This is a genomic window from Ruminococcus flavefaciens, from assembly GCF_900116855.1.
GTDB classification, from domain to species: domain Bacteria; phylum Bacillota; class Clostridia; order Oscillospirales; family Ruminococcaceae; genus Ruminococcus; species Ruminococcus flavefaciens_R.
On sequence record NZ_UETD01000009.1, the window covers coordinates 35,499 to 49,638 of the forward strand.

Genomic DNA, 14,140 nt, shown 5'->3' on the forward strand with positions numbered 1-14,140 from the left:
ATAATTTGTAAATTTTCAGTTAATCTCTTGAATGAATATATATAATATGTTATAATAGTATATGATCTTCTGATAGGGGGAAGGAGGACAACATGAACCTACAATCCATCATAGTAACCAACTGCATCGGAATAGCCATGCTGGTGGTATTGCAGATCAGCAGCTATCTTGTCAGACAGAGAAAGCTTCCCAGCGACAGGATCTTCACTGCAATGATCTTTCTTACCGCAGCTGCCTGTGCAACCGAAACACTATCTTTCATGGTGGACGGCAAAAGCTTCTTCGGAGCCCGCGCCGCCGCTTTCATCACCAATTCACTCGCATACGCCATAAACGTCACCGTCTCCTATCTATGGTGCATTTATGTTGACCTGAGACTTTACAAGCAGGAGAGCCGCCTGAAAAAATACTATTCATGGCTGGGGCTCCCCACCATACTCCTTATCCTCGCACTGATACCCAATATCAAATGGGGATACTTATTCACTGTTGATTCCGCCAACGTATACCACCGCCAGCCCATAGGCTACATATATTATATCTCTGTGTTCCTTTATCTGGGCTTCAGCGTCTGCGTAAGGTACCGATACTACAAGGGCTCGCCAAAGACCAGATTTTTCCCCATATGGATGTTCCTGCTGCCCATAATAATCGGGACCTCCGCACAGATGGTATTCTATGGCATATCCCTTGCATGGTGCTCCGTAGCTCTCGGACTTGTGGGAACTCATATGAGCCTTCAGAATGAGCTGTCATATATAGACCCGCTTACCAAGCTCTGCAACCGCAACTACCTCGACCATGTGCTGGCTGAGGTCAGCCGCAAGGGCACGACCATGGGCGGTGTCATGATAGATATCGACTTTTTCAAGAGCATCAACGATATGTACGGTCACTCCGTGGGCGATGAGGCTCTTATCTCCGCCGCAGAGATAATCAACGCGGCAAAGCCCTCAAAGAGCCTTTCCGTAAGGTTCGCAGGTGACGAGTTCATCATAATCGCCCGAGTTGACAGCGAATTCGACCTCATTAACATGGAGAACAGTCTGAGAAATCAGCTGGACAAGTTCAACAGCTCCGACAGAACTCCATATAAGCTGTCATTTTCCATCGGAACTGCCATCTTCAGCGGCAAGAAAACCATCGACAGCTTCCTCAACGAGATGGACGACAATATGTACAAGGAAAAAAAGAGCAAGCACTGCCGCTCCACTGCGTAAAAAGTCGCTGTCTCCTCTTGACAAGCCGTTAAAGTTATGATATGATATAAGGGCAAAAACAGTGAACGAATAAAACCTGTGCATAGCCCGATACAGAGAGTTCCCGTGTGGTGTGAGGGAATGACGGCGTACAGAGACCTACATTCGGGAGTTGCCGCGCTGAACCTTACAGTAGGTGCGGTCGGGTATGCCCGTTACAGCTTCTCGAGTTCCGCAAACGCGGAAAAATCGGGGTGGTACCGCGAGTAGCTTCGCCCCCGTGCAGTTATTGCTGCACGGGGGCTTTTGTATTTGAAGGAGGGATACTGTGAAAAGGACTATCGGTTATCTCAGTCTGTCGGCTGTGGCGTTTCTGCTGCCGCTGCTGTTTCTGTATATCGGTTTCATAAGCCCTGCAAATGCGGGCGCTGAGTCCCCTTTCATACGAATGACGGTGTGCACCGTTCTCGGCTTCCTGACGACTTCGCTGTTCACAAGGTTCATACATCCCTACTCGGGACTTGCGGGACTGGACAGCGCAAAGCTCAATCTCGGCTTCACCGTAGCCCTGCTCCTTGCCGTGTTCACGGAGTTCGTCTCCTTCGGCGGCAGTACCCTTGAGCCCTACATTGAAGGACTCTCACAGAAGAACTCAGGGGGCATCGGAGAATACTTCTATATCTATGTCAGATATGTTTTCATGATATCGCAGCTGATCATCGCACTGCGTACCTTCCTACATTCCGCTTTTCTCGGTCTGCTGAAAGCTATAATGAAACACGCGGACTGAAGCATACCACTGAAAGGTCGTGATAAACATGAAAACGCCCGACGTTTTCATTTCTTATAGCATTCTCAATACTTTAATATAAGTTTGATCTTAACAATTAATATAAAGGAGAAATAAACCATGACTACTTTTGAAGAACTCAAGCGCAGAGGTCTCCTCGCGCAGCTCACAGACGAAAAGGAGATAGAGGAGCTTGTCAACGCAGGCAAGGCTACTTTCTACATCGGCTTTGACCCCACTGCCGACTCGCTCCATGTCGGACACTTCATGGCACTCTGCCTTATGAAGCGTCTCCAGATGGCAGGCAACAAGCCCATCGTGCTCATCGGCGGCGGTACAGCCATGATCGGTGACCCCTCGGGCAAGACCGACATGAGAAAGATGATGACTCCCGAAACTATCCAGCACAACGTTGACTGCTTCAAGAAGCAGATGAGCCGCTTCATCGACTTCTCCGAGGACAAGGCTATCATCGTCAACAACGCTGACTGGCTCATGAAGCTGAACTACATTGAGCTTCTCCGCGACGTCGGAGCTCACTTCAGTGTAAACCGTATGCTCTCTCACGAGTGCTACAAGCAGCGTATGGAGCGCGGTCTCACATTCCTCGAATTCAACTACATGATAATGCAGAGCTACGACTTCCTCGAGCTCTTCCAGAAGTACGGCTGCAATATGCAGTTCGGCGGCGATGACCAGTGGGCAAATATGCTGGGCGGCACAGAGCTTATCCGCCGCAAGCTGGGCAAGGACGCATATGCTATGACCATCACTCTCCTCCTCAACTCAGAGGGCAAGAAGATGGGCAAGACCGAAAAAGGCGCAGTATGGCTCGATCCCGAAAAGACCACTCCCTACGAGTTCTTCCAGTACTGGAGGAACGTGGACGACGCTGATGTTATCAAGTGTCTGAAGATGCTCACATTCGTTCCCGTTGAGCAGATCGAGGAAATGGAGAAGACCATGGAGGGCGCTCAGTTCAACGCTGCCAAGGAGCTTCTCGCGTACGAGCTCACAAAGCTGGTACACGGCGAGGAAGAAGCAGAAAAGGCAAAGGCAGCTGCAAAGGCACTCTTCGGCGGCAGCGGCTCAAATGAGAATATGCCCGTAGCCGAGATCGACTACGCAGACCTTACAGACGGTGCTGTGGGACTCCTCACACTTCTGGTAAAGGCAGAGCTTGCTCCCTCTATCTCAGAGGCAAGAAGACTTGTTCAGCAGGGCGGTATAACTGTCAACGACGTAAAAAAGACCGACCCCAAGGAAATGATAAAGCTTGAGGGCGATGTAATAGTCCGCAAGGGCAAGAAGGCGTTCAAGAAGGTAGTGGTCAAGTAATTACTGAACGTAATATAGGCAAATAACTATACAGGCGTATGAAATTTTTTTGAATTTGCTATTGACAAAAACTGTAAAGGGACGTATAATTAAGAAAAGAATATCCGCATTTTGCACTATAAAACTATGGGGGGATTTATATGGCAAAATCATTCAAAAAGGGTTTCACTCTGGTAGAACTCATCGTTGTCATCGCCATCATCGGCGTTCTGGCAGCAATACTCGTTCCGTCAATGCTGGGGTATGTAAAGCGTTCCAAGAGAACTGCTGATATATCCAGTGCAAAAAGCATCCATGACAGTGTAATGCAGATACTTGCAGACGGTGAAGAACCTGCGGAATCCTTCGGTGCTCACAACACCACAAAACACAATGTGACAGTTAAGTCGGAAGGACAGAATGAAACATACACTCTTGTTGTAGTCTGCTCAAAGGACGGCGCCAACAATAACGGCGGCAATCGTTCCACTTGGAGCGGCGGCAACAACGAAGCAAAGGCTTTTCAGGATGCTTTGAACGATTTTATGGGGCATGACAAGACACCTATCAAGTTCCAGAAATCAAAGTCAGGCAAGAAGCTTAACCGCTGGTTCATCTGCTACCGCGATCCCGATCCTATCGATGTAGAGATCTGGGTAGGCGACGGCACCACCAACACTCCTATGTACAGGCTCTGGCCGTACACGGATCCTGATTTCAACTAAACTCACAGTCCCCGTATGCTTTTGTGTACGGGGATAGCATATATAGGGATAATCAAGCAAAATGTCGGAATTCATAATAAAAACAATAAAGCCCCGGGGCAATGCCTCGGGGCTTTTTTCAGTCCTTATAATTATAGAATGTAATGAAGCTGTCACTGCTGTAGCCGCAGGCGGAAAAACGCTTCTTCGCTTCATCGGCGGTCACTGCGTTCCTTACGGCAGCTGCCAGCTTTGAATAGGAGCGCTTATCCATATCATTTAGCTCATTCGGCTGAACTCCTATCCTTATCATGTTGAAGTTCATTTTCACGTCAAGGACTCCGTCTGCGATTATATACTCGCCGAACTGCGACTTCATGTAATAGTAGTCTACCTTGTCCTTTGACGCGATGAGCATGATCTGAGACGGGATATAGGAGTCGCAGCCCGTATAGGCTCCGCCGTCGTAGTCCCCTATCTTCTCCTTCTCCTTGAATATCTTGACTCTGGTGCTGTTGTCTGGATAGCCTGTCTGTTCGCAGTAATTGATGAGATACCTCTCCCCCAACTTATTGCTGAGCTGATAGGTATATGTAGGGTAGTCCTTCAGCCCGCAGCCTGAAAGCAGCAGGCAGAGAGCTGCCACGAAAAATAAGCAATAGCCTCTGATCTTCATATTATCCCCCTGTTTTTTTACCGAAGCTGCCCCAAATTCCCCCTGACGGCAGCCCGATGTGTTATTGCGGTCTGTATGGGAGCTCGGATATGCGGTGAAGCAGATACAGCTGTATAGTCAGCGCATCATTTGCTGTCACACCGTCCTTCTGTCCGTCAACGTCTGCATTTATCCTGCCCTGTATCTTCAGCTCATACTTATTGGGCTGAGCCAGCGACTGCATGACGAATATAGCATCTGCAAGCTCCACTGTACCGTCCAGATTTGCGTCTCCCGCAACGGTCATTACCTCGGGAACGGGAGCGGTGGTGGTCTCGGGCTCAGATACCGAGTAGACCCTGTCATACATGGTCTTTGCCCAGAGCTCTCTCATGGACTCATAGCCCTCGGAATCGGGATGAACTCCGTCCGCAAGGTGATCCGTATGCTTGCTGAAATACTCATAGAAGTCCGGACCCTTGACTATCTTGTCGCCGTACTCCTCGTAAAGCCGCTCTATCTGAGCGTTATACTTTTTCAGGTCCTTGGCAACATCTGCATTTGTGGAAAATGGTATTGTCGGCAGAACGGGCACCTTGCCCTTGGCAATGATGGCGTCCACCATGTATTTTGTGTTCTCGTAATAGGTCTCAAAGGGAGTATTACTGCCCCATGCGTCGTTGGTGCCATAGGCAATGCTGACATATTTTGCAGGGCAGATCTCCAGCCACCTGTCGATATTCTTTCTGCCGTCCTCGCTTTTTATGCCGCCTATTCCGCCGTTCTCCTGAACAGGGAAAAACCTGTTATCAAGACGGTTCACGAATGTGGCAAAGCCCGTACCGTAGCAGTTGTTCATACCGCCTGCGGTGATGGAGTCGCCAAAGAATATCCAGCTGTCGGATATCCCCTCCGAGACATTATGTATATCGAAGTTTACCTGTGCATTGCTCCCTGTCTTTCCGTCAGCCTTTGATACGTTGAGCCTTATCCAGTTATAGCCCTTCATATCAACAACGTGCTGACGCGAGCCGTGAAGGTTATCCGTTACGGTCTCAACTACCTTCCAGCCGTCCTCGGGGTACTTTCCGCCCTCGGCGGCATTGACCTCGATGGTGTAATCTGTGGGCTCCATATTCTGATTGGCGTAGGGACCTATCTTGTCATAGGCGCTGGTATTGTACCACACGGCAATGACCTTTTCTCTCTGTTTTTCGGGAACTCCCGAAAGGTCATAGGCAAGGTAATCGGGAGCAGTACCCGTCCAGAAGGAGAAATAATGCTCATCGTTGGCGGCAGAAGCCGTTGCGGGATTTGCCCCCGAATAGGCAGGGCAGCCCCTGCTTATGACGGGATTTGGCGTTACATCGGCGAAGGCTGCAAGGCTCCCGACAGCCGAGAGGGCGAGAGCACAAGAAGCGATAGCCGACACAGTGTTTTTCATCAGCCTTTTCATAATAAAAACTCCTTTTCCGGCAGACGTTCTCCGTCTGCTGTCTGCCGATACGCACCTATACGCGCGGCAGATAAAATTTTAATATCCCTATGATCCCTTGATCATTTAAAGCTGAACTCTGCTGCCCGAGGCAGTTTATACATTGTAGACCTCATTAAAAGTGAACGCGAACTCAACGCAGAAGAACAGTGCAGCCAGAAGCATAAGTCCTGCGCCGTACTTTATGAGCATTATGAGAAGTGCATTGAGAGGTCTGATACCGCCTGCCTGTTTTATATGTGACGCAGGTCGGTGCTGAGATTTTATCTTTTTTATGGAACGCATTGTGAACCTGTAATACAGCCAGTTCGAGAAGAAACAGCAGAGCGCTCGCGCACTGATGTTCAGTGCCACCGATATGTCCGCCAGCAGCTCTATCTTGCGCGCATGGTTTGAAAGGAAAGAGAGCATCTCCGCAGGCAGGTCCGAGGGAGCGTCATTCAGTATCACCATCAGGTCCGAGGGAAATTCGAGCAGGGCTCCTATGGCGACAGTTATCGCAGCCCACAGCCACATCCTTCTGTTGGCGAAATACAGCGACGGGAAGATAAATCCCAGCAGGTTGAAGCTGGGGCGCACACCGTCCTCGCTGAGCCGCTTGAACTTCGGCAGATAGTAGATAGTATTCGGTCCCACAAAATCGCTTGCCTCGCGGACGGTCGCATCACCTATCCTGTCATCGGGGTCATAGCCCAGATATTTGATAGGGTCGATGAGCTCCTCGTTATCCGCAGCTGCAAAGGGGTCCTTCCACTGCTCTCCGCTGCTCTCATTTCTCATATGTTCCTGCTCGGACGCAGCCCCCACGCTCCTGAGGTCTGTACCGCACCTCTGACAGCTCATATCATTGCTGCCGTTGGGGAAGCGGCAAACAGGGCATATCTTGTATTTTGGCTTCTCAGCCGTCTTTTTCTCCCATTTTCTTCCTATGAAGTGATACTCCTCATGAGCACATTTACCGTTAGCGAAATAGCACTCTCTGTGGTGAGGCGTACCGCAATCGGGGCAAACAACTATATCATCATCTTCCGTAAAGACCTTATTGCAAATGGGGCATTTTTCTCCCAGATAATCCATTCTTTTGCCTCCTTGACAACTATTTACAATTACCTATTTTACATTATACCACTTTCACGGTAAAAAAATCAAGTATTTTGGCACAATAACCCTTTTACGGGGGTATTTTTTTGAAAAAAATTCAAAATACTATGGTAATTTATTTTCAAGTGTGTTATAATATAATGTATCCTCAATAACCGCCGCCCGGCGGTTATTGCCCCGAACGACCTTCGGGGAGCGCAAATCCTTTATGATATGAGGGATTTGCGCGTCACATTTCTTTATGTCAAGCTCATTTTGCCCCGAAGGGCAAAACAAAGTGCAGAAAGAATTATCAATATCATCATTCTTTCTTGCACTTTGACAACTAAAAATCGGCTTTAAAAAGCTTTATAAAGCCGATTTTTAGTTGCTGAGCAGACATTAATATGGTGTATAGCTTTAAATGATTGGAGTGTTATCCTGATGATATATAAAAGGTCTGAACTGGGCGATAATATCGGTTTCTCCACTATCATCGACGAAAAATTCAAGACCTGTTCCCTCGCGGTATTCTTTCTGACGGAGCTCAGTAATGATACCGCCGCTGTCAACACCCTTGCCACAAGTATACTCACCACTTCCAGCAGCAGATACAGAAGCTACGCTGCTCTCAGCGAAAAGCTCTCGGAGCTCTACGGTGCAGGACTTGGCTCTTCGGCAAGGAAAAAAGGCGATGCACAGATACTCAGTATCAGGGCATCGTGGCTGGACAGCAGATACGCTATTGACGGAGAGGATATCGGCAGCGAGATGCGCGAGCTCATAAGGGACTGCCTTTTCAGCCCCAATGCCGAAAACGGCGCCTTTGACGAGGCTTCCTTCGCCATAGCAAAGAAAGACCTGCTCGACCGTATAGACGGTGAGCTCAATCAGAAGCGCAGCTATGCCCTTGCTCAGGCGGCAAAGCTTGCATACAGAGGCGAGCCTGCGGAGTGTACGGGCTACGGCAGCAGAGAAGCCGCCCTTGCAGCAACTCCCGGGGACGCCTTCCGCGCATACTGTCAGCTTATGAAAACAGCTCAGATAGAGATATATTACGTCACTCCCCGTGAGGACGACTCATTTGCGGAAATGTTCCGCTCAAGCTTCGGCAGCTCAGACCGCCAGCCAAAGTCCGTGAATATGCGGAACCACAGCCCTCTCAAGGCTGAGGTGGAGACTGTTTCGGAGGAATTCGACGTCAATCAGTGCAAGGCGGTCATGGCATTCAAGACCGACTCGGATGACATCTACGCTTTGAAAATGCTGAGCCTTATCTACGGCGAGATGCCGTTCTCAAAGCTCTTTCTCAACGTCCGCGAGAAGATGAGCCTGTGCTACTACTGTGCAAGTCATTCCGTATCGGTCAAGGGCGCGTTCTTTGTGGACTGCGGCGTGGAGCGAAGCAATATCGAAAAGGCTGAGGCTGAGATAAAGGCTCAGCTGAATGAGATAAGACAGGGCAATATCACGGATATGGAAATGGAGGGCTCCCTCATGGCGCTGGACAATGCAGTGCTCCAGATAGGCGACACTCCCTCGTCCTATATCAGCTGGTACTTCGACTGCTTCTGCGACGGTGATATCATTTCTCCCGAGGAGCATTTCCGAAGATTTACCGAGGTCACCCGTGAGCGCATAGTTGAGGCTGCAAATTCACTGAAGCCCGACAGCATTTACCTTATGCTCAACAAGGAGGTGCAGGGATAATGGAGAAGGAAATTCTCACCAGCTCCCGTACAGGCGACAGCTGTATCCACGTCAAGCACAGCAGCGGTCTTGACGTCTACATCTGCGAGATGAACGGCTTCAGCAGCATAGAAGCTCTCATCGGCACCAAGTACGGCTCTGTGAACAATATATTCAAGAATGCCGCCGACAGTGACTACACCACAGTCCCCGAGGGCATAGCACATTTCCTCGAGCACAAGCTCTTTGAGAACGAGGACTGCGGAGTCTTTGAGCTCTACGCAAGAACAGGCGCATCATGCAACGCCTTTACCTCTTTCGACAAGACCTGCTACCTTTTCAGCTGCTCCAAGAACTATGAGGAGAACCTGAAAATACTCCTTGATTTCGTCCAGAAGCCCTACTTCACCAAGGAGAACGTGGACAAGGAGATGGGCATAATCGGTCAGGAGATAAAAATGACCAACGATAACCCCGAATGGCGCGTATTCTTCAATATGCTCAGGGGGATGTATCACGCTCACCCCATAAAGATCGACATTGCAGGCACAGTCGAAAGCATTGCACAGATAGACGCCGACCTGCTCTACAAGTGCTATGACGCATTCTACAATCTCAACAACATGGTGCTATCCATCGCAGGCAACATCAGTGCCGACAAGGTGCTGGAGATATGCGACCAATGCCTGAAGCCCAGTGCGGACAAGGGTCTTGAGACCGTGTTTCCCGAGGAGCCTGCCGAAATAGTCACCTCGGAAGTGACTGAGAAGCTTCCCATCGGTGCTTCCATCTTCCAGCTGGGCTACAAATGCACTCCCAGTGAGGGCGCACAGAGACTGAAGGACGTAGCCGCCGCTTCAACTGCCGCGGCTCTGCTCACAGACCCTGCTCTCCCCATGTGCGAGAGACTGCTGAATGAGGAGACCATCAACTCCACCTTTGACGGCGAGGTCTTCTACGGAAGCGACTACTTCACTGTGTTCTTCTCGGGAGAGTCAGACCGTCCCCATGAGGTCAGAGAAGCCCTCATCGCCGAGATAGACAGACTCATCACCGAAGGCATCAGGGAGAAGGACTTCCAGAGGATAAAAAAGACCGCCTACGGCGCCATGATACGCGGGCTCAACAATGTTGAAGCCGTATCCAATCTTATGCTCAGTGCCCACATGGACGGAACAGGTCCCTACGACGCGATAGAGGTCCTCTCAGACCTTACCTGCGCCGATGTGATAGATTATATGCGCAGAGAAATGCGCCCCGACAGGTCCGTACTGTCGATAATAGAAAAGGAGGCATAACCCCATGAACGAAACCACATTCTTAGAAACACACGAAATACAATTTCCCGAACTGGGGTGGAAATTCCACATTGATCCCACCGCATTCACCGTATTCGGCTTCCAGATACAGTGGTACGGCATCATAATCACCATAGGACTGATACTCGCACTTATTTATGTGCTCCCCAGAATGAAACGCTTCGGACTTGACGCCGACAGAGCCATAGATGTTATCATAGGCGGCGTCATCGGCGGTATCGTCGGCGCGAGGATATACTATGTGCTCATGCGCTGGGACGAATACAAATGGGACTGGAAAGCCATAATCAACACCCGAAACGGCGGACTCGCCATTTTCGGCGGAATAATAGGCGGAATACTTATCGGCTACATCATAGCCCGCATACGCAAGGTCAAAGCCCTGCCAATGCTTGATGTTGTCTCGCTGGGCTTCCTTATCGGTCAGGGCATCGGACGCTGGGGCAATTTCGTAAATCAGGAGGCTTTCGGCACTAATACCGACTCATTCCTCGGCATGACAGGCGGCACTATCCAGCGCACTATCGCTGACGGTATGAGCATGGACGGAGATATGTACAAGAACGGTCTTGAAATGCTGTGGGAAAAGCCTGTTCACCCCTGCTTCCTCTATGAGTCGATCTGGTGTCTGCTGGGATTTGTAATACTGGCATTCTGGTCAAAGCGCAGAAAGTACGACGGACAGATATTCCTCATGTATCTCACATGGTACGGCGCTGAGCGCTTCCTCGTTGAGGGTATCCGCACAGACAGCCTTATGCTTGGAAATATCCGCATATCACAGGCACTTGCAGCTGTGATCTTCGTAGCTTCCGTGATACTCCAGATAGTATTCTTCATCAGAAGAAAGCGCGATCCCGAGAGCTTCGTGCTCTATGCAAATACAGAGGAGTCCCACAGACTTATCGAGGAGAGCCGCAGAAAGCGCATGGGTCTCTCCAAGGAGGACGCCAAGGCAGGCGGAGACAGTGAGGACGACGATGATCTCGACATCTTCAACGACGATGACGATGACTTCGATGAGGACGAGCTTGAAAGCTCTATCCTCGGAGACGATGATGACGACGATGATGATGATGACGACGAGCCCGTACTCGTCAAAGACGAAGATGACGAAGATGATGACGACTCGGACGACGATGATGAAGAAGACGATGATACAGAGGACGATGAGTCCGATGATGATAAGGAGGATAAATAAATGGCACAGTTAATCGATGGAAAGGCAGTCTCAGCAGCAGTAAAGGCTGAGGTCGCAGAGGAAACAGCTAAACTCAGGGACGAAAAGGGTCTCAAGGTAGGACTTGCGGTAGTTATCGTAGGCAGCGATCCTGCTTCAAGAGTTTATGTTAACAACAAGAAAAAGGCTTGCGAAGCAGTAGGCTTCCAGTCATTTGAGTACGCTCTTGACGAGTCCACAACTCAGGAGCAGCTTCTCGATCTGGTAAACGTTCTCAACCGCGACGACAGGGTAAACGGCATCCTTGTACAGCTTCCTCTGCCCAAGCATATCGACGAGAAGGCAGTTATCAACGCTATCTCCCCCGACAAGGACGTTGATGCATTTCACCCTATCAACGTTGGCAAGATCATGATCGGCGAATATTCCTTCCTCCCCTGCACACCCGCAGGCGTTATGCGCCTTATCGAGAGCACAGGCACAGACATAACAGGCAAGCAGTGCGTTGTTATCGGAAGAAGCAACATCGTGGGCAAGCCTCAGGCAATGCTCCTGCTCCAGAAGAACGGAACAGTTACCATCTGCCACTCAAAGACAAAGAACCTCAAGGAGATCTGTCTCGGCGCTGATATCCTCGTTGTAGCTATCGGTCGCGCTAACTTCGTGACAGGCGACATGATAAAGGAGGGCGCTGTTGTCATCGACGTTGGCATGAACCGTCTTGAAAACGGCAAGCTCTGCGGCGACGTTGAGTTTGAGTCCGCTGAGAAGAAGGCTTCATTCATCACTCCTGTTCCCGGCGGCGTAGGTCCCATGACTATCGCAATGCTTATGAAGAACACTCTCACAGCTGCAAAGCAGCAGGCAGGCATTGAGTGATCAGTGCATGATGAATATTGATCAAAAAGGAACGGCGGAGCGTCGTTCCTTTTTTATAGAAAACGCTGACCGCTGATCATGAAAAGTATGTATTTAAATGCTTTTTCAGCACAAAAATACATATTGATTATTTTTCCGCACAGTGATATAATGTTTATGTATTGCATCATGAAAAGACACTCGAAAGGACTGTATTAACAATGGAAAAAGAAAAGACCGCCTCATCAAGAGGAGGCTTCGGTTCAAAGATCGGATTTGTACTTGCTGCGGCAGGCTCCGCGGTAGGACTGGGCAACATCTGGCGTTTCCCATACCTTGCCGCTAAATACGGCGGAGGAGTATTCCTGCTGGTCTACCTTATATTCGCCATAACCTTCGGATTTGCACTTATGCTCACCGAAATTGCAATAGGCAGAAGAACAGGCAAGAGCGTTATCGGCGCCTATAAAGCAGTGGATAAGCGCTTCTCGCTGCTGGGTGTTCTGGCTGCTGCCATACCTGCACTGATACTCCCCTATTACTGCGTTATCGGCGGCTGGGTACTTAAATACATGACCGTCTTTATGACAGGCGGCGGCAAGGAGGCTTCCGTAGCTTCATACGCCACATCAGACCCCGAGACAAATCTCACCTTCTTCGAGCACTTCATCGGACTTCTCGGTGAGCCCACCACGTTCTTCGTTATATATGTGCTCCTGACTGCTCTGGTCGTTTTCTTCGGAGTTGAAAAGGGCATCGAAAAGGTAAGCAAGTTCCTTATGCCCGTACTGCTGGTGCTCATAATCGGCATTGCAGTCTACACCCTCACCCTTGACGGTGCAGGTGAAGGTCTGAAGTACTATCTGCTCCCCGACCTGAAAGGCTTTACCGTATCCAAGTTCCTTCGCACCATAGCCGCTGCCTGCGGACAGCTGTTCTACTCAATGTCGCTGGCAATGGGGATCATGGTAACCTACGGCTCATATATGCGAAAGGAGGACTCTCTTGAGAGCTCTGTCCGTCAGATAGAGGTATTCGACACTCTGGTGGCATTCCTTGCAGGAATGATAATCGTCCCTGCGGTATTCGCATTCTCCGGCGGAGATAAGGACGCGCTGAACGCAGGTCCCGGACTCATGTTCATCACTCTCCCCAAGGTCTTCGCAGCTATGCCTGCGGGTCAGATCATCGGTACCGCATTCTTCATTCTGGTTTCCCTTGCCGCACTTACCTCGTCCATCTCCCTTATGGAGACAGTTGTCGCGGTAGTAATGGAGAAATTCGGGCTCAGCAGATCAAAGAGCTGTATCGCTGTCATCATAATGACCCTCATTCTGGGTATGCTGTCAGTTCTGGGATTCAGCGTATGGTCCGAGTTCAAGCTGTTCGGTATGCAGATACTGGACCTCTTTGACTTCACCACCAACAACATAATGATGCCTATACTGGCATTCCTCACCTGCATACTCATCGGCTATGCCGTAAAGACCAAGTATGTAGAGGAGGAGGTAATGCTGGGCGAGAAGACGTTCCGCTCAAAGCTCCTCTACAATGTTATGATAAAGTTCATCTGCCCCGTTTGCATGATAATGATACTCATAACACCCTTTGTTACCAAGATATGATACCTGTCCCCCGAGCATTCTGTTCGGGGGATTTTTTGTCATTGAACTGCTATTCCCCTTTGTCGGAAAATGCAGAAAATTCAACTCGGTTTATTACGTTTTACTGCAAATTGCTACATTATTCCAAACCTATTGACAATTAAAAAACAAACGTGTAAAATAATAATGTATGAGTTTAAATAATGCTATTTTCCGCAGATTATACTTATTTATCAAATCACATATAAAA

The 14,140-nt window shown here is 49.4% G+C and carries 12 protein-coding genes and 1 other annotated feature; of the genes, 9 read left to right on the top strand and 3 right to left on the bottom strand.

Annotated features, from left to right (window positions below; all coding sequences use genetic code 11):
- The first annotated feature begins 92 nt into the window (after positions 1–92).
- From DSZ37_RS10330 to DSZ37_RS10345, 4 genes are all read left to right on the top strand, one after another.
- On the top strand, positions 93–1,220 hold the full coding sequence (locus DSZ37_RS10330) for a GGDEF domain-containing protein (protein ID WP_109726832.1): 1,128 nt from the start codon (positions 93–95) through the stop codon (positions 1,218–1,220).
- 52 nt (positions 1,221–1,272) lie between these two features.
- Positions 1,273–1,482: a binding site (T-box leader), on the top strand.
- 45 nt (positions 1,483–1,527) lie between these two features.
- A complete protein-coding gene (locus DSZ37_RS10335) occupies positions 1,528–1,989 on the top strand; it encodes a hypothetical protein (RefSeq protein ID WP_109726833.1) in 462 nt (153 codons plus the stop codon).
- Between the two features lie 120 nt (positions 1,990–2,109).
- Positions 2,110–3,327 (top strand): tyrosine--tRNA ligase, encoded by a 1,218-nt coding sequence (gene tyrS / locus DSZ37_RS10340; RefSeq protein ID WP_109726834.1) that lies wholly within the window; start codon positions 2,110–2,112, stop codon positions 3,325–3,327.
- Positions 3,328–3,467: 140 nt separating this feature from the next.
- Positions 3,468–4,031 (top strand): type IV pilin protein, encoded by a 564-nt coding sequence (locus DSZ37_RS10345; protein ID WP_109726835.1) that lies wholly within the window; start codon positions 3,468–3,470, stop codon positions 4,029–4,031.
- A gap of 118 nt (positions 4,032–4,149) precedes the next feature.
- Here the strand turns inward: DSZ37_RS10345 and DSZ37_RS10350 are convergent, their stop codons facing one another.
- The 3 genes from DSZ37_RS10350 to DSZ37_RS10360 all read right to left on the bottom strand — a co-directional run bounded on the left by DSZ37_RS10350 (position 4,150) and on the right by DSZ37_RS10360 (position 7,237).
- On the bottom strand, positions 4,150–4,686 hold the full coding sequence (locus tag DSZ37_RS10350; RefSeq protein WP_109726836.1) for a hypothetical protein: 537 nt from the start codon (positions 4,684–4,686) through the stop codon (positions 4,150–4,152).
- A 61-nt stretch (positions 4,687–4,747) separates the two neighbouring features.
- On the bottom strand, positions 4,748–6,121 hold the full coding sequence (locus DSZ37_RS10355; RefSeq protein WP_109726837.1) for a GDSL-type esterase/lipase family protein: 1,374 nt from the start codon (positions 6,119–6,121) through the stop codon (positions 4,748–4,750).
- A 135-nt stretch (positions 6,122–6,256) separates the two neighbouring features.
- Complete coding sequence (locus tag DSZ37_RS10360; RefSeq protein ID WP_109726838.1) at positions 6,257–7,237, bottom strand: RING finger protein; 981 nt, start codon at positions 7,235–7,237, stop codon at positions 6,257–6,259.
- A gap of 447 nt (positions 7,238–7,684) precedes the next feature.
- Between DSZ37_RS10360 and yfmF the strand changes: the two genes are divergently transcribed.
- The 5 genes from yfmF (at position 7,685) to DSZ37_RS10385 (ending at position 13,911) form a co-directional block, all read left to right on the top strand.
- Positions 7,685–8,950 (top strand): EF-P 5-aminopentanol modification-associated protein YfmF, encoded by a 1,266-nt coding sequence (gene yfmF / locus DSZ37_RS10365; protein ID WP_109726839.1) that lies wholly within the window; start codon positions 7,685–7,687, stop codon positions 8,948–8,950.
- Positions 8,950–10,227: an EF-P 5-aminopentanol modification-associated protein YfmH gene (yfmH, locus tag DSZ37_RS10370; RefSeq protein ID WP_109726840.1), complete on the top strand. Its 1,278-nt coding sequence runs from the start codon at positions 8,950–8,952 to the stop codon at positions 10,225–10,227. The genes yfmF and yfmH overlap by 1 nt, the downstream gene beginning before the upstream one ends.
- 4 nt (positions 10,228–10,231) lie before the next feature.
- The gene (gene lgt / locus DSZ37_RS10375) at positions 10,232–11,449 is read left to right on the top strand and encodes a prolipoprotein diacylglyceryl transferase (protein WP_109726841.1); all 1,218 of its coding nucleotides are present in this window, start codon (positions 10,232–10,234) and stop codon (positions 11,447–11,449) included.
- Entirely contained in the window at positions 11,450–12,307 is an 858-nt protein-coding gene (gene folD, locus DSZ37_RS10380; protein WP_109726842.1) for a bifunctional methylenetetrahydrofolate dehydrogenase/methenyltetrahydrofolate cyclohydrolase FolD, read from the top strand.
- 200 nt (positions 12,308–12,507) lie between these two features.
- Positions 12,508–13,911: a sodium-dependent transporter gene (locus DSZ37_RS10385; protein WP_109726843.1), complete on the top strand. Its 1,404-nt coding sequence runs from the start codon at positions 12,508–12,510 to the stop codon at positions 13,909–13,911.
- The last annotated feature ends 229 nt before the right edge of the window (positions 13,912–14,140 follow it).